The sequence below is a fragment of the Sphingomonas desiccabilis genome (genome assembly GCF_004135605.1).
Lineage (GTDB): Bacteria > Pseudomonadota > Alphaproteobacteria > Sphingomonadales > Sphingomonadaceae > Sphingomonas > Sphingomonas desiccabilis.
Window position 1 is genome coordinate 935284 of sequence record NZ_SDPT01000002.1, and the last position, 20381, is coordinate 955664.

Genomic DNA, 20381 nt, shown 5'->3' on the forward strand with positions numbered 1-20381 from the left:
AGAAAGGCAAGTGCGATGACGGTTCAGCGATCGCCGAGACTGGAGGACGTCGCCGGGGCTGCGGGCGTATCGCCCGCGACCGTGTCGCGCTTCCTCAACAATCCCTCCATCGTGGCTCCGGCCACGGGAGAGCGCATCCGCGCGGCGATCGAGGCGACGGGCTATGTGCCCAATCTGACCGCAGGCGCCCTGGCCGGAGGGCGCTCGCGGCTGATCGCTGCGCTGGTGCCGGATATCGCGCAGTCGATCTTCAACGACACGATGGAGGCGATGATCGACGTGCTCGCCTCCGACGGCAACAGCGTCATGCTGGCGCTGACAGGCTCGGACAATCACCGCCTGCTCACCGAAATCCACACCGCGCTTGCCCGGCGGGTCGACGCGATCATCCTGACCGGCATCGTCGGGGACCCGGAGACGCGCGACCGGTTGCGAGCGCAGGGGGTGACGGTGATCGAGACCTGGGGGCTCCCGGACGACCCCATCGACGTCGCGGTCGGCTTCTCGCATCGCTCGGCCGGGCAGGAGCTAGCGCGATTCCTGCGCGGGCGCGGGTATCGCCGACCACACCTGGTGGTGCCGTGTTCGGTACGGTCGGAGCGTCGTGCGGAGGGCTTCGCGGCTCAGTGGGTTTCCGACGGCGGGGCTCCGCCGAGCCGTCTGGAGGTCAATGTCCCGAGCCATTTCGGGCAGGGGCGATTGAGCTTCCGGGCGCTGGCCGACCTGCCCGAGCAGCCGGACGTGGTCGTCTGCGGGTCGGACTGGATCGCGCAAGGGTTGATCGTAGAGGCGCAGGCGGCAGGCGTGCGCGTGCCCGACAGGCTGGCCGTCACCGGGTTCGGCAACCTGCGCATGGCAGGCGACATGCGCCCGACGATCACTTCAGTGGACGTCGACGGGGGCCGGATTGCGCGGGAAGTGCTGCGAGTCCTCCAGGCGCGGGCGGCCGGGGAGCCGGTCGAGCGGCGCATAGACGTCGGCACGCGCATCATCGCCCGCGAGAGCGCATGAAAGGGCTTGCATCGTCGAAGAACGCATGATTTGCTTTGCCGGATAACAAACCGGGAGGGGATGATGCGCAAATCCTATGCGGCGATCGCGCTGGCGTTTGCAGGGACGGCGGCGCTTGCGCAACAAGGAACGCCGGTATCGGCGCCGGCTGACCAGGCCGCCGCTGCCCGCCAGCGCGATGCGGTGCCGGATAGTTCAGGCACCGGTCCGTTTGCGGCCATGAAGCGGGTCGATCGGACATTGCCCGAGCATGTGATCTACCAGCCTCGCGATCTGGATGCCCTTGGCAAGAAGAAGCTGGGGGTTGTCGTCTGGGGCAATGGCGGCTGTTCGGCAGATGGCGCCAGTGCTCGGCAACATCTGCTGGAGCTCGCGTCCTACGGCTATGTGGTGGTGGCGCCCGGACGCATTCTTTCAGGACCAGGTGCGAAAGCCAGAACCGGGTCGGCGCGGCGGCCCGACGCAGCCGGTACCTTGCCGCCGGTCGCCACGACGGCAGCGGAGGTGACGCGTGGGCTCGACTGGGCACTGGCCGAAAATACCCGTTCCGGAAGTCCGCTGAATGGCCGGATCGACCCGGCCAAGGTTGCCGTCGCCGGACACAGCTGCGGCGGATTGCAGGCGTTGCAGGTGGCGGAGGACCTCCGCATCCGCGCGGTGATCGTGCACAACAGCGGCGTGTTTGCCGATGGCACCAACCCGATCCCGGGCATCACCGTGAACAAGGCGCTGCTCGGCCGGCTGCACACGCCGGTCCTCTACGTGCTGGGCGGGGAAAGCGACATCGCCTGGCCGAACGGCACCGACGACTTCAAGCGGATCGATCATGTCCCGGCGGCCCTGGTCTGGGCGGACGTGGGCCATGGCGGCACGTTCGGGGAGCCGAATGGCGGCCGGGTCGGCCGGATCAGCGCGGACTGGCTGGAGTGGCAGCTTTCCGGGGACGGGAAGGCCGGCAAGACCTTCGCCGGCAACGATTGCGGCCTGTGCGCGGACCCGCAATGGAAGATCGAGCGCAAGCGGATCTGATGACCCGGAAGGGGGGAGATCCCCCCCTTTTCTGGCGCTACTGGCACTGTCCCCCGGCGACGCAGGGTCGCAGCATCCGTTCCGCTCGATGGGCTACGAAGCCCGCCGGCGCCGCTGGCCATTTCCCCCGTTCGAGCCGTTGCTCCACCTGCTGGATCGCGGCGAGCAGTTGCGGTCCGGTGAAGCCGCAATGACCGGCCTCCGCCAGCCACAGGCTCTGCGCCCGAGTCCCGGCGGCTTCCACGTAGCCTCGCTGGAGGGCAGGGGCGGTCATCCCGTCCCCGATCTTCTGCATCGCGACCAGCGGCACCTGCGGCCGTGTGTTGGGGGTATAGTGCGCGCGCATATAGGCCACCGCGCCGGGATCGGCGGCGATCCGCTCTCCCGCGTTCAGCCGCTTCAGATCCGCCTGCAGATCGATCCCCGCCTCCCGATAGAGGCGTGCGACCAGCGCGGCTCGACCCGAGCGCCGTAGCTGCGCGCGATAGTCGATGCCGGTGTTCCACGAAAAAACGCCGCCCGCGCGCCGTTCCTGATCGGAGCGGGGCAGGAAGGTGCCGCGGACGAACGCCTTTGCCATCTGCGCGGCCTGGCCTGCCGCATCGTCGGGGGCGGGTCGGGGGGTGGCAGGGTCCGTCCAGCCCGGCAGGCCGGCAAGCACGCTTGCCAGGGCTACCCGCGCGCGCCCTTCCGGTGTTGCAAGCGCCTGCTGCACCGCTTCCTCCGCGCGTCCGCCGTTGGCGCGATCATCGGTGACACGGACCAGCTCGAGCCCGGCGTCGGGTGCCACCAGCGTTCGAAAGGCATAGGCGCCGTCGAGCGCCATGTTCATCATGCCGAGCGCACCGCCGATCGAGGCACAGGCCGCGACCGCGCCGTCGATCCGGGCCGCATGTTGTTCGGCGAGCTGGGTCGTGATCAGGCCACCCATTGATTCTCCCCAGGCGATGATGCGGCGGGGTATGCCGTGCTGCGCGGTGAACCGTTCGATCGCCGCGAGTTGGGCGGGCACGGCTTCGGCCAGGGACCAGCCGCCGGCGCCATAATCGCTGGCGACGAGTGCATAGCCGGCGTCGAGCAGTGCCTGGCGGATCGGGGCGGGAGCGGCCTCTACAGCGGGACGGGGTGAATAGCCGCGGGAATAGAGCAGCAGCGTCCCATTCCATTGCGCAGGCAGCGCCTCTGCGAACTGCGGCGCCTGCGGGGCGGGCGCCGGTTCGACTGGGCCGGAGACGGCGGGCGCCGCGAGGCAGGTTGCTGCGACGAGGCTGCAAATCAAACGGCGCATGACCCCTCCCTGAAAGCGCTTGCATCCATCTTGGCCAACCAATGGATGCTTGGCAACTCTCTCAGGCTGCGTGCGCATGCAGAAGTCGCCACGTTTGGAATGCCCGATGTGGTCGGGGGGAACGCGACGATTGATCGCGGGATACGAGCCCCCTATCAGCAAGGTTTGGAGGTACGCAGTTGATCGAACAAGAGCAGGAAAACAGCGTCTCGCTCGGCGTCCTCGACTCCTTGGTCGGATACCACATGCGTCGTCTGTCGACGCTGTTCGCGACGGACTTCGCGAGTGCGGTCGGAGACCTCGGGCTTCGCCAGGTGCTGTTCGGAATCCTGTCGATCGTGGGCGGCAACCCCGGCATCAACCAGGGCGAGGTCGGCAAGGCGCTCGGCATCCAGCGGGCGAACATGGTGAGCCTGGTCAACGAACTGGTCGACCGGGAGCTGCTCGATCGGCGGGTTGCGGCCGAGGACCGGCGCGCCTTCGAGCTGCGCCTGACCGCCGCCGGCGAACGCTGTGTCGACGAGGCGATCGGCCGCATCCGCCAGCACGAGGACAAGCTGCTTTCCGACCTTTCGCCTCCGGAGCGGGCGAAGCTGATTCAGCTCCTGTCGCGGATTGGCGCCAGCGGCGGCTGATCGCGCGCAATTCATAGCGCGATAGCGCTTGCACCTCTCGCCCATATCGATATGCTCCATAACAAATAAGAACAAGGAGCGGAGATGGCTGAGGCAGATCCCATGGCGGCGAACGGCGCTGCTACGTTCACGCGCAACAACCCGGTGACTGGAGAAGTCGCGACCACGTCTCCGGCGCAGACGCCCGAGCAGGCGAGTGCCGCGTGCGACGCGGCGGAGGCGGCGTTCCCGGCCTGGAGCGTGTTGGGTCCCAATGCGCGGCGCGCGGCGCTCAACAAGGCGGCGGTGGCACTGGAAGCGCGCGCCGACGCGTTCGTCGATGCGATGATGTCGGAAATCGGGGCGACGGAGGGCTGGGCCCGTTTCAACCTGATGCTGGCGGCCGGGATGATCCGCGAGGCCGCGGCGTTGACGACGCAGATCGCGGGAGAGGTCATCCCCTCCGACAAGCCGGGGTGCATCGCCATGGCGCTGCGGGAGCCGGCCGGTGTGGTGGTGGGCATCGCCCCTTGGAATGCGCCGATCATCCTGGGCGTGCGGGCGATCGCGACGCCGCTCGCCTGCGGCAACACGGTGGTGCTCAAGGCATCCGAGCAATGCCCGCGCACGCACCAGCTGATCGTCGAGAGCTTTGCGGAGGCGTTGCCGGAAGGCGTCGTGCAGATCGTCACCAACGCGCCGGCCGATGCGGCCGACGTGGTAGGCGCGCTGATCGACCATCCGGCCGTGCGCCGCGTGAACTTCACCGGATCGACCCATGTCGGGCGCATCATCGCCAAGCGCTGCGCCGAGCATCTGAAGCCGGTGCTGCTGGAACTGGGCGGCAAGGCGCCGTTGCTGGTGCTGGAGGATGCCGACCTCGACGAGGCGGTCAAGGCCGCGGCGTTCGGCGCGTTCATGAACCAAGGCCAGATCTGCATGTCGACCGAGCGGATCATCGTGGTGGAGGCCGTCGCCGATGCCTTTGCAGAGAAGTTCGCGGCGAAAGTCGGCACGATGCCGGTGGGCGATCCCCGCGCGGGCAAGACGCCGCTGGGTGCGGTGGTGGACGCCAAGACCGTCGATTGCGTCCGCGGCCTGATCGAGGATGCGCTGGCGAACGGTGCCCGGCAGCTGATCGGCGGGGATGCGGACGGCGTGTTGATGCCGGCGCATGTGATCGACCATGTCACCCCCGACATGCGGCTGTTCCGCGACGAGAGCTTTGGCCCGGTCGTCGGCATCGTCCGCGCACGGGACGAGGCGCACGCGATCGAACTCGCCAACGACACCGAATACGGCCTGTCGGCGGCGGTGTTCACCCGCGACACCGCGCGCGGCCTGCGCGTCGCGCGGGAGATCAAGTCGGGCATCTGCCACGTGAACGGGCCGACCGTGCATGACGAGCCGCAGATGCCGTTCGGAGGCGTCAAAGGCTCCGGCTACGGCCGGTTCGGCGGCAAGGCCGGGATCGACGCGTTCACCGAGCTTCGCTGGATCACCATCGAGACGCAGCCGGGCCGCTTCCCGATCTGACGCGAACCCAGTTTCAAACCATCATCCCCGTTGCGGATCGCCCGCAGCGGACCGGAGAGTTACGCCATGAGCATCGAACGTACCGAAGAGGAAACCGTCGCCTACACCGTCGAGGACGGCATCGCCTGGGTGAGCTTCAATCGCCCGGAAAAGCGCAATGCCATGAGCCCCAGGCTCAATCGCCAGATGGGCCGCGTTCTCGATGAACTGGAATTCCGGGACGACGTGGGCGTGCTGGTGCTGACCGGCGAGGGTGTCGCCTGGTCTGCCGGCATGGACCTGAAGGAGTATTTTCGCGACACCGAGGCAGAGGGCCTCAAGGGCACGCGCAAGGCGCAGCGCGAAAGCTATGGCTGGTGGCGGCGGCTGCGCTGGTACCAGAAGCCGACGATCGCGATGGTCAACGGCTGGTGCTTCGGCGGCGGCTATGGCCCGTTGTTCGCGTGCGACCTCGCCTTTGCGGCGGACGAAGCGCAGTTCGGCCTGTCGGAGATCAACTGGGGCATCCTTCCGGGTGGCGGCGCCACCAAGGTCGCGGTCGAGCTGCTGCCGTTCCGCAAGGCGATGTACCACGCGATGATGGGCGAGAACGTCGACGGCAAGACCGCCGCGGAGTGGGGACTGGTCAACGAGGCCGTGCCGCTCGCCGATTTGAAGGCGCGGGTGACCGAAGTGGCCAAGGTGCTGCTGGCGAAGAACCCCGTGGCGCTGAAGGCGACCAAGGATGCCGTGCGGCGCGTAGGGGGGATGACCTATGACGAGGCCGAGGATTACCTGATCCGCGCGCAGGAAGCGGCCAACAGCTACGACAGCGAGGGCCGCAAGGAAGGCATCAAGCAGTTCATCGACGACAAGACGTACAAGCCGGGCCTCGGCGCGTACGACAAGTCCAAGCAGCGCTGAGGAGAGGGCGCCATGCCGGTCGAGACGCTCGAAGCGCCTGTTCAATCCAGCGCGGAGCGGTCGATCGACCGGCTGCTGCGCCCGCGATCCGTCGCCATTGTCGGTGCCTCCGAAAAGCCCGGGGCGCTCGGCGCCTCGGTGCTCGCCAACCTGGAACGCAACGGCTTTGCCGGGGAAATCCACCTCATCAATCCCAAGCGTCCCGAGATCGCCGGACGCGCATGCCTGCCCGGCATCGAGGCGTTGCCGTGGGGCGTCGACGCGGCGGTCCTCGCCATCCCGCGCGCAGGCGTGGTAGATGCGGTCCGCCAGCTTGCAGCGCGCGGCGTCGGTTCGGCGGTGATCTTTTCGGCGGGCTTTGCCGAAGGGGGTGAGGCCGGGCTTGCCGAACAGCGCAACATCGCCCGGATTGCCGCCGAGGCCGGCATGTTGATCGAAGGCCCCAACTGCCTGGGGATGGTCAACCACTATGACGGTGTGCCCCTGACCTTTGTCGAGACCGCGGTGACCCCGCCGGTCGGCGAAGCAGCGGGTATCGGCATCGTGTCGCAATCGGGTGCGATGGCGGCGGTGCTCGGCACCACCATCGCTTCGCGCGGGCTGGGGCTCACCTTCTCCGTTTCCACCGGTAACGAGGCGGGAAGCGGCGTCGAGGATTACGTCGAATATCTGGCAGGCGACGCCGGCACCCGCGTGATCGCGATGATCGTCGAGCAGTTTCGCCAGCCGCGGCGGTTCCTGGCAGCGGCTCGCGCCGCCGCGGCTGCCGGCAAGACGATCGTGCTGCTGCACCCCGGCAAGTCGAGCGCTGCGCGGGAAAGTGCGGCCACGCATACCGGGGCGATGGCCGGAGATTATGCCGTCATGCGGCTGCTGGTCGCCCAGGCGGGCGTCGTCGTTGCCGAGACGCTCGAGGAACTCAGCGACATTGCCGAGATCGTCGTGCGCAGCCCGGCGCTGCCCTCCGGCGGCACGGCGGTGCTGGGCGAGTCCGGCGCCTTCAAGGCGCTGATGCTCGACCTCGCCGAGGAACTGGCGCTGCCGCTCCCTGCGTTGACGGACGCCTGTTCGCCGGTGTTGCGGGCGGCGCTGCCGGAGTTCGTCGGCGTCAGCAATCCCCTCGACCTGACGGCGCAGGGGCTGGTCGATCCGGACCTCTATGCGCGCACGCTGACGGCGCTGTTCGGCGACGACCGCATCGGCACCATCATCATCGGGATCATCCAGACCGACCCCGTCACCATCGGCATCAAGGTGCCGCCGATCCTGCGCGCGATGCAGGAACGCACGGGCGACAAGCCCGTGATCTTCGCCGGCCTGGACGAGGGCGCACCGATACCCGCCGAGCATGTCGAGGCGCTGCGGTCGCTGGGCATTCCCTATTTCCCGGCAAGCGAGCGCGCACTTCGCGCCGTCACCCGCCTGATCCGGGCGCAGGCGGCGTCGCCACAGGAAGCCACGCCATCGGGGGCGGCCGCGCTGCGCCTTCCGGAGGCCGGAGGCGTCATCCCCGAACACGCGGCGAAGTCGCTGCTGGCGCCGTTGGGCTTCGCCTTTCCACCTTCGCATCTCGCCACGAGCCCGGCCGAGGCGCGGTCGCTGGCCGAGAGGCTCGGCTTCCCCGTGGTCCTGAAGGCCCAGTCGAGCGCGCTCAGCCACAAGTCGGACGCGGGCGGCGTGCTGCTCAATCTCGGCGACGCCGCCGCGGTCGAAGCGGGATGGCACCGGATGGTGGCGGAGGTCGCCGGTCACCTGCCGGACGTCGCGCTCGACGGCATCCTGGTCGAGAAGATGGGCGAGCGCGGGGCGGAACTGATCGTCGGCGCGCGCAGCGACCCCGACTGGGGACCCGTGATCCTGGTCGGCTTCGGCGGGGTCCAGGCGGAGATCCTGAAGGACGTTCGCCTGATCGCGCCCGGCATGTCGCGGAGCGCGATCCTGGCGGAGATCGGGCAGTTGAAGGCGGCGGCACTGCTGCACGGCTGGCGCGGCTCGCCGGCGCTCGACCTGGATGCGCTCGCCGCCTTGGTCGAGCGGCTGGGGGCTGTCATGCTCGCCAATCCGCGCATCCGCGAAATCGATCTCAACCCGGTGATCCTGTACCCTCGCGAACAGGGCGCGGTGGCGCTGGATGCGCTGATGCTGGTCGATCCGAACTAGAGGGCGAGGGCGGTCAGGCCGGCGGCGGGGGAGGAGACGACATGCAGCAAGATCCGCGGGTGATCCTGGATCGGGAGCCGATGCGCCGGCTGCAGGTGCTCGCGGTGGGCCTGTGCGTGCTGCTCAACGCGCTCGATGGCTTCGACGTGCTGGCGATCAGCTTCGCCTCGCCGGGGATTGCCGCCGAATGGGGCATCGACCGGGCGGCGCTGGGCCTTGTCCTGTCGATGGAGCTGATCGGCATGGCGGTGGGCTCGGTGCTGATCGGCAACCTTGCCGACCGGATCGGGCGCCGGCCGACGATCCTGGGCTGCCTGGTGGTGATGGCGGTGGGCATGGCGGCGGCGCCGCTTTCGGGCAGCGTGTTCGCGCTTTCGATGATCCGGCTGTTCACGGGCCTGGGCATCGGCGGCATGCTCGCGTGCACCAACGCGATGGTCGCCGAGTTCGCGAACCTGCGCAATCGCGCGCTGGCGGTGGCGGTGATGGCGGCGGGTTATCCGGTCGGCGCGATCGTCGGCGGATCGATCGCGTCCGCGCTGCTCGCCAGCGGAGGGTGGCGCGACGTCTTCACCTTCGGGGCGTGCGTGACGGCCTTGTTCCTGCCGCTGACCTGGTGGCTGCTGCCCGAATCGATCGGCTTCCTGGTCCAGAAGCGTCCACCCAACGCCCTGGCGCGGGTCAACCAGACGCTGAGCAAGATGGGACATGCGACGGTGGACGCGCTGCCCGCACCGGTCACGGGCACCGCCGCTTCCCTGCGCGCGCTGTTCTCGCCGGGACTGGTGGGCACGACCGTGCTGCTGACGGCAGCCTATTTCGCGCACATCATGACCTTCTACTTCATCCTGAAGTGGGTGCCCAAGATCGTCGTCGACATGGGCTACGCGCCCTCGACCGCCGGCGGGGTGCTGGTGTGGGCGAATGTCGGCGGGCTGGCCGGTGCGCTGGCCCTCAGCCTGCTCACGCGACGGGTGCCGCTGCGGTTGCTCATTCTAGTCGCGCTGATCGGATCGGCGGCGATGGTCGCGTGGTTCGGCCAGGGGCAGGACAGCCTGCGCGGACTTGCGCTGGTGGCGGCATGCGCCGGCTTCTTCACCAACGCCGGCGTGGTCGGCCTCTATGCTCTGATCGCGCAGGCGTTCCCGACGGCCGTGCGAGGCAGCGGCACCGGCTTTGTCATCGGGATCGGGCGCGGCGGAGCGGCGCTCGGCCCGATCGTCGCCGGCGCGCTGTTCGCGGCCGGCGCGAGCCTGCCGATGGTCGCGATCTGCATGGCGCTGGGTTCCGGGATCGCGGCAGTCGCCCTGCTGGCGCTGACTCGCCGCCGGCAGGTGGGCGGCGCCACCGCCTGACGCTTGCCCAGCGCCGGGGGAGGCGTCATGCCGGGTGCATGACGCAGCTCGACCTCGACCGGTACGTCCCGTTCTTCCTCTCCTCGATCGGCAACAAGCTCTCTCGCGGAGCCTCGCGGGTGTATCTCGCGCGCTTTGGCGTGGGCGTGAACGAGTGGCGGCTGCTCGCCAACCTGAAGGTCCAGGGCAGGGCGACCGCGGGCGCCATCTGCCAGGCGAGCGGGATCGACAAGGCGGCCGCGAGCCGGGCGGTGGGGCGGCTCGACGCGCTCGGCTGCATCGACACCATCGAGACCCGCGACGGGCGCGCCCGCCTGCTGGCGCTGACACCCGCGGGCGAGGCGCTGCACGACCGGATCATCGATGCCGCGCTGGAACGCGAACGCGTGCTGCTGACCGGCTTCGACGAGGCCGAGCGGTCGCAGCTCATCGGGTTGCTGCGTCGGCTCTACGCCAATGTCGGGGTGCTCGACGGGGATAGTTGACATGTCAACTAAACTGGCGTGATCTGTTTGCAGGCTTCCGGTCGAGGAGCCGTGTCGCACGGAGAGTCGCATGTTCCTGAAGAACCGCTGGTATGTCGCCGCCTGGGACCATGAGGTCGATCGCCAACCGATGGGGCGCACCATCTGTGGCGAACCCATCGTCCTGTACCGCAAGTTCGATCGGTCGATCGCGGCGCTGCAGGATGCCTGCCCGCACCGGCTGCTGCCGCTGTCGATGGGGATCAAGGAAGGCGACAATCTGCGCTGTCGCTACCACGGCATGTTGTTCTCGCCCGACGGCGCGGTGCTCGAAATGCCGATCAAGACGGAGCGCCCGAACCAGGGCGCCTGCGCGCGCAGCTATCCCGTGGTCGAGCGGCACCGGCTGATCTGGGTGTGGATCGGCGAGGCCGCGCAGGCGGATCCGGCGCTGATCCCCGATTTCTGGCCCTGCTCGCATCCCGATTGGACCTTTGATGGCGGCTACTACCCCATCAAGTGCGACTATCGGCTGGTGATCGACAATCTCATGGACCTGACGCACGAGACCTACACCCACCAGGGATCGATCGGACAACCCGAGCTGATGGAAGCGCCCATCCATACGGAGGTGCGTGGCGAGGAAGTGTTCGTCACGCGCTGGATGCCGGGGGTTAATGCGCCGCCGTTCTGGCGGGACGCGCTGAAGAAGGAAGGGCCGGTCGATCGCTGGCAGATCTGCCAGTATATCGCGCCATCCTCGATCCTGATCGACGTGGGCGTGGCACCCATCGGCGCCGGGGCCACGATCGCGAACCACGACCAGGGCGTGCGGGGCATGGTCATCGACGCGCTGACGCCGGAGACGGAAACCTCGACCCATTATTTCTGGGGCATGGCGCGCAACTTCGACATTCGCGACCAGGGCTTTACCGAGCGCTTCAAGGCGCAGCAGGGGCGGGTGTTCGCAGAGGACGTTGAGGTGCTGGAGGCGCAGCAGCGGTCGATCGAGGCCAATCCGACGATGAAACTGCGCGCCTTTTCGATCGATTCCGGGGGCGTGCGGTCGCGCCTGCTGCTCGAGCGCCTGATCAAGGCACAGGCGGCTCCGAGCCTGGAAGCCGCTGAGTGACGCACTTCGGGGTGGTCGTCGTCGGTGCCGGCCACGGCGGCGCACAGGCGTGCATCGCGCTCCGCCAGGCGGGATATGACGGCAGCATCGCCCTGATCGGCGACGAGCCGGACCTGCCCTATGAGCGGCCGCCCCTCTCGAAGGAGTATCTGCAGCGGGACAAGCCGTTCGAGCGCCTGCTGATCCGGCCGGCTTCCTTCTGGTTGAACCGGTCGATCACGCTGATGCCTGGCGTGCGTGTGGTGGCGGTGGACGCGGCCGCGCAGCGCGTGCGGACGGCCGAGGGGACCGAGATCGGCTACGACTGGCTCATCTGGGCCGCAGGTGGCGCGCCGCGGCGCCTGGGCTGTGCGGGCACGGAGCTGGCGGGGGTACATTCGATCCGGACCCGCGCCGACGTCGACCGGCTGGAAGCGGAGCTTGCCACCACCGAGCAGGTTGCCGTGGTCGGCGGCGGCTATATCGGGCTGGAAGCGGCGGCGGTCCTGACCAGGCTCGGCAAGCGGGCCACGGTGCTGGAGGCGCAGGAGCGGGTGCTTTCCCGGGTAGCCGGCGAGGCCCTGTCGCGCTTCTTCGAAGCCGAACATCGCGCGCAGGGCGTCGACGTGCGGCTGGGTGCGACCGTCACCTGCATCGAGGGGGCGGCGGGCCGGGTGACCGGCGTCCGGCTGGGCGACGGAACGCTGCTGCCCGCGCAAATGGTGATCGTCGGCGTCGGGATCGAGCCGGCGGTCGCGCCTTTGGTCGCGGCGGGGGCGGCCGCCGGCAACGGCGTCCGCGTCGACGGACAATGCCGCACCAGCCTGCCGCGGGTGTTCGCGATCGGCGACTGCGCGCTCCATGCCAACGCCTATGCGGACGGTGCCGAGATCCGGCTTGAATCGGTGCAGAACGCCAACGACCAGGCGATCGTGGCAGCCAAGGTCATCGCAGGGGTCGACGCGACCTATGATGCGGCGCCGTGGTTCTGGTCGGCCCAATACGACCTGAAGCTGCAGACGGTGGGCCTGTCGACGGGACATGACGACGCGGTGGTTCGCGGGGATCCGGACACCCGCAGCTTTTCCGTGATCTATCTGCGGCGCGGGTGCGTCATCGCGCTCGACTGCGTCAACGCGATGAAGGACTTCGTGCAGGGGCGTGCGCTGGTGGTGGCGGGGGCGAGGGTGGAGTCGGCGCTGCTCGCAGACGCTGACCGCCCGCTGAAGATGCTGGTGCCGGCCTGATCCCCCGCCTGGCGGACGTTACGCTTCCTCTGGCAGCCGCTCGGTGTCTACCTGGGCCTGGGCGGCGGGAGGATAGCGGTTGCCCTGAACCGCGCCCGGCGCGAACAGCGCGTCGACCGCCGCGAGGGTTTCGGGCGCGGCCGGACGCGATGCGGCGGCGAGGTTCTCGTCCAGATGCGCGATGCTGCGCGTGCCGGGTATCGCGATCACGTGTGGGCCCCGCGCCAGCACCCAGGCGAGCGAGAGCTGCGCCGGGGTGAAGCCGGCCTCGGCCGCGATCGCGGCAAAGCGATCCGCAAGCGCGAGGTTCGCCTCGAATGCCGGGCTCTGGAAGCGGGGCATGGATGCGCGAATGTCGCCGGTGACGAAGTCGGGCGATCGGACCGCGCCTGCGAGCATTCCGCGGGCAACGGGCGAGAAGGCGACGAACGCGGTTCCAAGTTCCCGGCAGGCGTCGAGCACCGCGATTTCGGCATTGCGCACCCAGGGCGAGAGTTCGGTCTGCATGGCGGCGATCGGGTGCACCGCCTGCGCACGCCGCAACGTGGCTGCGGACATCTCCGAAAGCCCCAGCGCGCCGATCTTGCCGGCTTCGCGCGCACGGGCGAGCGCGCCCACCGACTCCTCGATCGGCACGTTAGGGTCGAGGCGGTGGAGATAATAGAGGTCGATGTGGTCGGTGTTCAGCCGCACCAGCGCCTCGTCCAGCGTGCGCGCGATGGACTCCGGCCGGCCGTCCAGCACCCGCTCGCCGTCGCGCAGGTCGAGCACGCATTTGCTGGCAAGGCGAAACTCGCTCCGGCGATGGCCCACCGCCTCGGCGATCAGGCGCTCGTTGGCCCCGCCGCCGTAGAGCGCTGCGGTGTCGAGCATGGTGAGACCCGCGTCCAGCGCGTGGTTGAGGAGTTGGATCGCATCTGCCTCGGGCGGCGCCACGTCATAGGCGTGGCTGAGGTTCATGCAGCCAAGGCTGACCGCCGAGACCGTAAACGGGCCGAGAGGACGGTGAAGAAGATCGGTCATGCGGCTCCCAAGGTCACAGCGGCAGGCCGACATAGTTCTCCGCGATTGCGGTCTGGGCGGCCCGCGATCCTGCAATATAGTCCAGTTCCGCCATTTGCATGCGCCGGTCGAACCCGGACTGATCCGGGAAGCGGTGCATCAGCGAGGTCAGCTGCCACGAAAACCGCTCTGCCTTCCAAATGCGGGCGAGGGCGCGCTGCGAATAGCCCTCGATCAGCGTGCCCTCGTTGTGCCGGAAGAAGGCGGAAAGCGCCTGGGAGAGATAGGCGACGTCCGAGGCGGCGAGGTTGAGGCCCTTTGCCCCGGTTGGGGGCACGATGTGGGCGCTGTCGCCTGCAAGGAACAAGGAGCCGTGGCGCATCGGCTCGAAGACATAGGATCGCAACGGCGCGATCGACTTTTCCAGCGCAGGCCCGCGCGTGATCCGGCTTCCGGCCTCTGGCCCAAGGCGGACGGCGAGCTCGTCCCAGAGCCGGTCGTCGGACCAATCCTCCAGGCGCTCGTCGAGCGGCACCTGGATGTAGTAGCGGCTGCGGGTCGGCGAACGCATCGACGCCAGCGCGAAACCGCGATCGTGATTGGCGTAGATGAGTTCGTGGTCGCACGGCGGCACGTCCGCCAGGATGCCGAGCCAGCCGAAGGGATAGACCTTTTCGTACACCTTCGCGACGCTGGCGGGGATCGCCTTGCGCGAGGGACCGTGGAAGCCGTCGCACCCCACGATGAAGCGGGCCTCGAGCCGAGAGGGCGCGCCATCCTGCTCGAAGGTGAGATAGGGCGCGTCAGTGTCGATGTCGTGCAACGCGACGTCACCCGCCTCGTACACGATCTCCAGGCCGCGTTCCGGCGCCGCCGCCATCAGGTCGCGCGTGACCTCGGTCTGGCCGTACACGGTGACGGCACCGCCGGTCAGCCCGGCGATGTCGATGCGGATCAGGCGCTCCCCATCGGCGAGGGCGAAGCCTTCGTGGCACAGGCCCTCCGCATCAAGCCGCGCGTCGATCCCCAGACGCCGAAGCAGATCGGTGGTCGTGCGTTCGAGCACCCCGGCGCGAATGCGGCCGAGCACATAGTCGGGGGATGCCCGCTCCACGATCGTCACCACAACGCCCTCTGCGCGCAGCAGGTGGCCCAGCAGCAACCCCGCTGGGCCCGCCCCGACGATCGCCACCTCAGTCTTCATCGCGCCGCTTCCAGCTGGCGCTCCAGGTCGCCGAGCACGCGATAGCAGTCGAGCACCTGGCCCACCGAGCTGTTGGGTTCGCGCCCTTCGCGGATGGCGGCGATGAACTCGCGATCCTGCAGCTCGATGCCGTTGTTCGACACCGCCACTCCGGACAGGTCCACCGGCTCCTCGCGACCGGTCACCAGGTCGTCGTACCGTGCGATCCAGGTCCCGTTGTCGCAGATGTAGCGGAAGAAGGTGCCCAGCGGCCCATCATTGTTGAAGCTGAGCGACAGGGTGCAGATCGCATCCCTCTCGCTCTTCAGCTGGATCGACATGTCCATGGCGATGCCAAGGTCGGGGTGGGTGGGGCCCTCGATGGCATTCGCCTGCACGATCCGGCCGGCTTGATAGGCGAACAGGTCCACCGTGTGCGCGGCGTGGTGCCACAGCAGGTGGTCGGTCCAGGAACGCGGTTCGCCCTTCGCGTTCATGTTCTTCCGGCGGAAGAAATAGGTCTGCACGTCCATCTGCTGCACGGCGAGTTCACCGGCGGCGATCTTGGCATGCAGATATTGGTGGCTGGGATTGAAGCGCCGGGTGTGGCCGACCATGCAGGTGAGGCCGGTCTCCCTGGCCTTGGCATCCACCGCCAGGGAATCCGCCCAGCTGTCCGCGAGCGGAATTTCCACCTGCACATGCTTGCCCGCGTTCATGCAGGCGATCGCCTGTTGTGCGTGCATTTGGGTCGGCGTGCACAGGATGACGGCGTCGATGTCGTCGCGGGCCAGGGTCTCGTCCAGGTCCGTCGTGGCGTGGGGCGCCCCATATTTGTCGGCAACGGCCTGTGCCTGTTCGAGTCTGCGGCTGACGATGGAGGCGATTTCCACGCCTTCGATGTTCTTGAGGCCGTCGAGATGCTTTTCGCCGAACGCACCCGCGCCGGCCACTGCGATCCGCATCGCTTACTCCTGATTGGGGCGAAGAACGATGTGCCCGACCGCCGTGTTGCTGGCGGGCACGTGATAGAAACGGTGCAACTGCTCGGCGGAATGGCCCAGGGCACCCCGCATGATGAGCCACATGACCAGCTCGATGCCCTCGGACCCCGCCTCGCGCAGATACTCGATGTGCGGCATGTGGCGCAGTTCGTCGGTCGTGCCGGACAGGCGATCGAGGAAGCGGTTGTCCCACTCCTTGTTGATGAGGCCAGCGCGGGGGCCCTGGAGCTGGTGGCTCATGCCGCCCGTGCCCCAGATCTGCACGTTCAGGTCCTCGTCGAAGCTCTCGACCGCGCGGGCGATCGCCTCGCCGAACGCCCAGCAGCGGTTGCCGGTCGGGGGCGGGTAGGTGACCACGTTCACCGCGATCGGCACCACCTTTACCGGCCAGCGTTCGACCTGCCCGAACATCAGCGAGAGCGGCACCGTCAGCCCGTGGTCGACGTCCATCTCGTTGATGACGGTGATGTCGAATTCGTCGAGCACGCAGGACTGCGCGATGTGCCAGGCGAGGTCGGCGTGTCCCTCCACGACCGGAACCGGGCGCGGTCCCCAGCCTTCGTCCGCCGGGTTGAACCGGTCGGCACATCCGATCGCAAAGGTCGGGATGACCCGCATGTCGAATGCCGAGGCATGGTCGTTATAGACCAGGATGACGACGTCGGGCTTCTCGGCCTCCTCGAACTGCCGCGTCCAGTCATAGCCGGCGAATACCGGCGCCCAATAGGGTTCCTGCGTCTTGCCGTTGTCGAGCGCAGCGCCGACCGCGGGAATGTGGCTGGTGGCGATGCCGGCGGTGATGCGCGCCATGCTCAGAGGTCCTTTGCGGGAGGGCCGGACAGGTCCGGACGATCGGGCTGGCCGGCCGCCTGGTCCTTCAGCGAGCGGAGGCCCTCGGGCGAGCGGCCCCCGGCGATCATCATCGCCTGATAGTCTTCGGGGCTCATGCCCGTCATCGTGCCGACCGCCTGGAGGAAGCTGAGCCCGTCGGCCGAGAAGACCTTTGCGAGGAAATAGATGTTGCCGCCGAGGTCGAGGCAGCGGTTGTAGTCGCGGTCGAGGATCGCCTGCTTCTGCTCCTCGGTCATCGGCCATTCGTCGAGATACCCGCGTTCGTCGCGCTTCCAGCGTTCGCGGTTCTCCGCCTTCATCAGGCTCATCGCGAACTGGTTCATGTGATAGCCTTGGCGGGCGCGTTTCGCGGTGTAGACGCGGGTGCCGGGGATGTCGTCGAACTCGGCGAGATAGTCGTGGATGCTCGTCATGCGGACGCTTCCTTGCAACGACGGGGCAGGGCAGCATGCGGCGCACGCGCTCCTGCGCAGCCGATGCCGGTGTTCTCGCAGGTGCCTGCCTTCCTCTCCATGCCGCAAGGCTGCCGCGGATCGGTCCGCAAAGACCAATCAATACAATGCGGCGGCTATTGCGTTTCCTGAAGTGCGCTGACGGCACTGCATGCCCGGAGCGTCGCGAGGAAGCTCTCCTGCGCGTCGGTCGGACGCCATCCGGCCCGGGTGGTGAGCCCGATCGTGCGGTGTGCCGGAGCGGGCGCCGGGGCGATTTCGCACAACAGGCCGCTTCGCAATTCCAGCCAGAGCTGGTCCGGGGACAGCAGCGTGAGGTGATGCCCCTCCAGCATCAACCCGCGCAGCATCATCACCGACCCGCACTCGATCCGCACCGCCGGCAGCGGCACGCCGGCGCTGGTGAAGATCTCCTCCCAGCGGCTGCGCAGCGGCGTGCCTTCGCGAGGGGCGAGCCACGGCTGTTGCGCCAGCCCGGCGACGTCGGGCTGCGTTCCCGCGAGGGGATGGCCGGCGCGGCCGAAGATCGCCAGGCGGTCGTCGAACAGCGCCTCCTGCACGACGTCGGGCCCCGGCGATGGCTCCCGGATCGCGCCAACCAGCACGTCGAACTCGCCATCGCGCAGGGGCTCGATCAACTCGGCGTGGGACCCTTCCGCAACGTCGAAGCGCATGTCGGGTGCTTCCGCGTGGTGGCGCGCGATCGCCGTCGGCAGCAGCCAGGCGCGGGCCAGGGGCATGGCGCCGATCGCGATGCGCCCGCGCCGCTCTCCGCCAAGCGCCGCGATCTCGTCGAGCGCGGAACCGAGCTCCCCCAGCGCCAGCCGTCCGGCACGCGCCAGCCGTGCTCCCGCGCTGGTGAGGACGATCCCCCGGCCGCGCCGTTCGACGAGAGCGAGGCCGCACAGGCGCTCCGTGTCGCGGATGGCGCCGTGGATCGCGGGCTGGCTGACCCCGCAGGCGCGCGCAGCGCCGGCAAAGCTGCCCTCGCGCGCCGTTGCGACCAGCGCGCGGATCTGCGTCATCGTCAGCAGCAGGTCCGCGCGCTGGAAGCCGCGCGCCCCTTGCCGGCGCCGCAGCACGCGCATGCCTTCCTGAAGGAACGCCGCTGCGGCCTCCACACGGGCTCCGATGATCCGTCCCGCCTCGGTCACAAGCATGCCGTCGTGGCGGCGTTCGAACAGGCTCGTCCCCAATGCGGCTTCGAGCTTTGCGAGGCCCTGGGTCAGCGCAGGCTGGGAAAGCGCGACCTCGGCTGCCGCGGCGCTGACGCTGCCATGTCGGATCACCGCGAGCGTCGCGCGCAGGTGTCGGAGGTTCAACTGATCGGCAGTCACGCCCGATCTATAACATCAGCTTATCGCGCGGCGACAACTCCGAATTGGCATATCGGCCGACATCCGGCTCATGCTCCGGGCAAAGGCGGCGATGGAGAACGGCATGGCAGGCATAGTGGTGCGCGAGTTCGCCCGGGCGGATGTGTCGGTGATCGACGGCCTAGCGCATGCCGGCGTCGCGACCGTGCACGAGGCGCAAGGACGCACCGGACTGCTCGCGCCGTATATGCGGCCGATCTACCCGGGCGCGCGCATTGCCGGGAGCGCGGTCACCATCTCGGCACCGCCGGGAGACAATTGGATGGTGCACGTCGCGATCGAGCAGATCCGCGAGGGCGATATCCTCGTCCTTGCACCGACGAGCCCCTCCAGCGACGGCTATTTCGGCGACCTGCTCGCAACCTCCGCGATCGCGCGGGGCTGCCGGGGCCTCGTGATCGACGCGGGCGTGCGCGATGTGCGGGACCTTACCCAGATGAATTTCCCGGTCTGGTCCAAGGCCGTACACGCCCAGGGCACGGTAAAGGCGACGCTGGGGTCGGTGAACGTGCCGGTCGTCGCGGCCAACGCGCTGGTGCACCCGGGCGACGTCATCGTCGCGGACGACGACGGCGTCTGCGTCGTGCCCAGGGCAGAGGCTGCCGCAGTGCTGGAGAAGGCGCGGGTCCGCGAGGCGGCCGAAGAGGTCAAGCGCGCGCGGCTGGCAGCAGGGGAACTGGGCCTCGACATCTACGACATGCGCGGAAAGCTGGAGGCGATGGGGCTGCGCTATGTCTGACGCCGTTCGATGCATGTGGATGCGGGGCGGCACCTCGAAAGGCGGCTTTTTCCTGCGCGAGGAACTGCCCCCGTCGGTCGCAGAACGCGATGCCTTTCTGCTGCGGATCATGGGATCGCCGGACGCCCGCCAGATCGATGGCATGGGCGGGGCGGACCCGCTCACCAGCAAGGTCGCGGTGGTCTCCAGATCGGCGCGCGCGAACGTGGACGTCGACTATCTCTTCCTACAGGTGTTCGTCGATCAGGCGATCGTCACGGACGCGCAGAACTGCGGCAACATGCTGGCCGGGGTCGGACCGTTCGCGATCGAGCGCGGCCTTGTGGCGGCGCAGGACGGCGAGACGCGCCTGACGATCTTCATGGAAAACACGGGACAGGTTGCCGTCGCCACCGTCGCGACGCCGGGCGGGCAGGTCACCTATGCCGGGCCGGCGCGGATCGACGGTGTTCCCGGGACCGCGGCGGCGGTCCCGCTGGAGTTTCGCGACACGGCAGGCTCGTCATGCGGAGCATTGCTCCCGTCCGGCAACGCGGTCGACGTGATCGACGGGGTGCCCGTGACCTTGATCGACAACGGCATGCCCTGCGTGGTGATGAAGGCCGAGGATGTCGGCATCACCGGCTATGAGGATCGCGACACGCTCGATGCGGATGCGGCGCTCAAGGCGCGCATCGAGGCGATCCGCCTGCAGGTGGGGGCGCGGATGAACCTGGGCGATGTGCGGGAAAAGTCGGTCCCCAAGATGATGCTGGTCGCACCTCCGCGGAACGGCGGCACGGTCACGGTTCGCAGCTTCATCCCGCACCGGGCGCATGCGACCATCGGCGTGCTCGGGGCCGTCAGCGTCGCCACCGCATGCCTGATCCCGGGCTCACCCGCGGCCGAGGTCGCGGAGGTTCCGGCAGGCGCGCGCAAGACGCTGTCGGTCGAGCATCCGACCGGCGAGATGAGCGTGGTCATCGAGACCGATGCGGCGGGCGAGGTCGTCTCTGCCGCGCTGCTGCGCACCGCGCGCAAGCTGATGGACGGCATGGTCTTCGCCTGAATTCGGG

At 68.5% G+C, this 20381-nt stretch carries 19 protein-coding genes; 12 read left to right on the plus strand and 7 right to left on the minus strand.

The features are described from left to right. Window positions 1-15: 15 nt before the first annotated feature. Window positions 16-1011, plus strand: coding sequence for a LacI family DNA-binding transcriptional regulator (locus EO081_RS12595; RefSeq protein ID WP_129342230.1), 996 nt, complete (start codon window positions 16-18; stop codon window positions 1009-1011). Between the two features lie 63 nt (window positions 1012-1074). Continuing rightward, window positions 1075-2040, plus strand: coding sequence for an alpha/beta hydrolase (locus EO081_RS12600; RefSeq protein WP_240697656.1), 966 nt, complete (start codon window positions 1075-1077; stop codon window positions 2038-2040). A 37-nt stretch (window positions 2041-2077) separates the two neighbouring features. Here the strand turns inward: EO081_RS12600 and EO081_RS12605 are convergent, their stop codons facing one another. Further along, window positions 2078-3328 carry an alpha/beta hydrolase family protein gene (locus tag EO081_RS12605; protein ID WP_129342231.1) on the minus strand — a complete coding sequence of 417 codons (1251 nt, stop codon included), beginning with the start codon at window positions 3326-3328 and terminating at the stop codon, window positions 2078-2080. 179 nt (window positions 3329-3507) lie between these two features. Here EO081_RS12605 and EO081_RS12610 point away from each other — a divergent pair, with 179 nt between their 5' ends. The 8 genes from EO081_RS12610 to EO081_RS12645 all read left to right on the plus strand — a co-directional run bounded on the left by EO081_RS12610 (window position 3508) and on the right by EO081_RS12645 (window position 12718). Beyond that, window positions 3508-3963: a MarR family winged helix-turn-helix transcriptional regulator gene (locus EO081_RS12610; RefSeq protein ID WP_240697657.1), complete on the plus strand. Its 456-nt coding sequence runs from the start codon at window positions 3508-3510 to the stop codon at window positions 3961-3963. An 84-nt stretch (window positions 3964-4047) separates the two neighbouring features. Further along, window positions 4048-5478 (plus strand): aldehyde dehydrogenase, encoded by a 1431-nt coding sequence (locus EO081_RS12615; RefSeq protein ID WP_240697658.1) that lies wholly within the window; start codon window positions 4048-4050, stop codon window positions 5476-5478. A 66-nt stretch (window positions 5479-5544) separates the two neighbouring features. After that, window positions 5545-6381 carry a p-hydroxycinnamoyl CoA hydratase/lyase gene (locus EO081_RS12620; protein ID WP_129342232.1) on the plus strand — a complete coding sequence of 279 codons (837 nt, stop codon included), beginning with the start codon at window positions 5545-5547 and terminating at the stop codon, window positions 6379-6381. 12 nt (window positions 6382-6393) lie between these two features. Beyond that, window positions 6394-8541, plus strand: a complete 2148-nt coding sequence (locus EO081_RS12625) for an acetate--CoA ligase family protein (protein ID WP_129342233.1) — start codon at window positions 6394-6396, stop codon at window positions 8539-8541. A gap of 41 nt (window positions 8542-8582) precedes the next feature. Next, window positions 8583-9896, plus strand: coding sequence for an MFS transporter (locus tag EO081_RS12630; RefSeq protein WP_129342234.1), 1314 nt, complete (start codon window positions 8583-8585; stop codon window positions 9894-9896). A gap of 38 nt (window positions 9897-9934) precedes the next feature. Beyond that, window positions 9935-10381, plus strand: a complete 447-nt coding sequence (locus EO081_RS12635; RefSeq protein WP_129342235.1) for a MarR family winged helix-turn-helix transcriptional regulator — start codon at window positions 9935-9937, stop codon at window positions 10379-10381. Window positions 10382-10451: 70 nt separating this feature from the next. Then, entirely contained in the window at window positions 10452-11492 is a 1041-nt protein-coding gene (locus EO081_RS12640) for an aromatic ring-hydroxylating dioxygenase subunit alpha (protein WP_129342236.1), read from the plus strand. Further along, window positions 11489-12718, plus strand: coding sequence for an NAD(P)/FAD-dependent oxidoreductase (locus EO081_RS12645; protein ID WP_129342237.1), 1230 nt, complete (start codon window positions 11489-11491; stop codon window positions 12716-12718). Before EO081_RS12640 ends, EO081_RS12645 begins: the two co-directional genes overlap by 4 nt. 18 nt (window positions 12719-12736) lie before the next feature. Here EO081_RS12645 and EO081_RS12650 read toward each other — a convergent pair whose 3' ends face one another. The 6 genes from EO081_RS12650 to EO081_RS12675 form a co-directional block, all read right to left on the minus strand. Continuing rightward, window positions 12737-13741 (minus strand): aldo/keto reductase, encoded by a 1005-nt coding sequence (locus EO081_RS12650; protein WP_129342238.1) that lies wholly within the window; start codon window positions 13739-13741, stop codon window positions 12737-12739. 13 nt (window positions 13742-13754) lie between these two features. Further along, window positions 13755-14924 carry a 4-hydroxybenzoate 3-monooxygenase gene (gene pobA, locus EO081_RS12655; RefSeq protein ID WP_129342239.1) on the minus strand — a complete coding sequence of 390 codons (1170 nt, stop codon included), beginning with the start codon at window positions 14922-14924 and terminating at the stop codon, window positions 13755-13757. After that, the gene (locus EO081_RS12660) at window positions 14921-15868 is read right to left on the minus strand and encodes a Gfo/Idh/MocA family oxidoreductase (RefSeq protein WP_129342240.1); all 948 of its coding nucleotides are present in this window, start codon (window positions 15866-15868) and stop codon (window positions 14921-14923) included. Before EO081_RS12660 ends, pobA begins: the two co-directional genes overlap by 4 nt. Before the next feature lie 3 nt (window positions 15869-15871). Further along, window positions 15872-16717 (minus strand): class III extradiol dioxygenase subunit beta, encoded by an 846-nt coding sequence (locus EO081_RS12665; RefSeq protein WP_129342241.1) that lies wholly within the window; start codon window positions 16715-16717, stop codon window positions 15872-15874. 2 nt (window positions 16718-16719) lie between these two features. Next, entirely contained in the window at window positions 16720-17172 is a 453-nt protein-coding gene (gene ligA / locus EO081_RS12670) for a protocatechuate 4,5-dioxygenase subunit alpha (protein ID WP_129342242.1), read from the minus strand. A gap of 155 nt (window positions 17173-17327) precedes the next feature. Next, entirely contained in the window at window positions 17328-18548 is a 1221-nt protein-coding gene (locus EO081_RS12675; protein WP_129342243.1) for a LysR family transcriptional regulator, read from the minus strand. Window positions 18549-18651: 103 nt separating this feature from the next. Between EO081_RS12675 and ligK the strand changes: the two genes are divergently transcribed. Both ligK and EO081_RS12685 read left to right on the plus strand, forming a co-directional pair. Further along, a complete protein-coding gene (gene ligK / locus EO081_RS12680; protein WP_129342244.1) occupies window positions 18652-19326 on the plus strand; it encodes a 4-carboxy-4-hydroxy-2-oxoadipate aldolase/oxaloacetate decarboxylase in 675 nt (224 codons plus the stop codon). After that, window positions 19319-20374, plus strand: coding sequence for a 4-oxalomesaconate tautomerase (locus EO081_RS12685; protein ID WP_129342245.1), 1056 nt, complete (start codon window positions 19319-19321; stop codon window positions 20372-20374). Before ligK ends, EO081_RS12685 begins: the two co-directional genes overlap by 8 nt. The last annotated feature ends 7 nt before the right edge of the window (window positions 20375-20381 follow it).

What these genes read in the sequence shown, in the direction of transcription:
- EO081_RS12595 (WP_129342230.1), top strand. Translation starts at nt 16, where the DNA reads ATGACGGTTCAGCGATCGCCGAGACTGGAGGACGTCGCCGGGGCTGCG.
- EO081_RS12600 (WP_240697656.1), top strand. Translation starts at nt 1,075, where the DNA reads ATGCGCAAATCCTATGCGGCGATCGCGCTGGCGTTTGCAGGGACGGCG.
- EO081_RS12605 (WP_129342231.1), bottom strand. Translation starts at nt 3,328, where the DNA reads ATGCGCCGTTTGATTTGCAGCCTCGTCGCAGCAACCTGCCTCGCGGCG.
- EO081_RS12615 (WP_240697658.1), top strand. Translation starts at nt 4,048, where the DNA reads ATGGCTGAGGCAGATCCCATGGCGGCGAACGGCGCTGCTACGTTCACG.
- EO081_RS12620 (WP_129342232.1), top strand. Translation starts at nt 5,545, where the DNA reads ATGAGCATCGAACGTACCGAAGAGGAAACCGTCGCCTACACCGTCGAG.
- EO081_RS12625 (WP_129342233.1), top strand. Translation starts at nt 6,394, where the DNA reads ATGCCGGTCGAGACGCTCGAAGCGCCTGTTCAATCCAGCGCGGAGCGG.
- EO081_RS12630 (WP_129342234.1), top strand. Translation starts at nt 8,583, where the DNA reads ATGCAGCAAGATCCGCGGGTGATCCTGGATCGGGAGCCGATGCGCCGG.
- EO081_RS12635 (WP_129342235.1), top strand. Translation starts at nt 9,935, where the DNA reads ATGACGCAGCTCGACCTCGACCGGTACGTCCCGTTCTTCCTCTCCTCG.
- EO081_RS12640 (WP_129342236.1), top strand. Translation starts at nt 10,452, where the DNA reads ATGTTCCTGAAGAACCGCTGGTATGTCGCCGCCTGGGACCATGAGGTC.
- EO081_RS12650 (WP_129342238.1), bottom strand. Translation starts at nt 13,741, where the DNA reads ATGACCGATCTTCTTCACCGTCCTCTCGGCCCGTTTACGGTCTCGGCG.
- pobA (WP_129342239.1), bottom strand. Translation starts at nt 14,924, where the DNA reads ATGAAGACTGAGGTGGCGATCGTCGGGGCGGGCCCAGCGGGGTTGCTG.
- EO081_RS12660 (WP_129342240.1), bottom strand. Translation starts at nt 15,868, where the DNA reads ATGCGGATCGCAGTGGCCGGCGCGGGTGCGTTCGGCGAAAAGCATCTC.
- EO081_RS12665 (WP_129342241.1), bottom strand. Translation starts at nt 16,717, where the DNA reads ATGGCGCGCATCACCGCCGGCATCGCCACCAGCCACATTCCCGCGGTC.
- ligA (WP_129342242.1), bottom strand. Translation starts at nt 17,172, where the DNA reads ATGACGAGCATCCACGACTATCTCGCCGAGTTCGACGACATCCCCGGC.
- ligK (WP_129342244.1), top strand. Translation starts at nt 18,652, where the DNA reads ATGGCAGGCATAGTGGTGCGCGAGTTCGCCCGGGCGGATGTGTCGGTG.
- EO081_RS12685 (WP_129342245.1), top strand. Translation starts at nt 19,319, where the DNA reads ATGTCTGACGCCGTTCGATGCATGTGGATGCGGGGCGGCACCTCGAAA.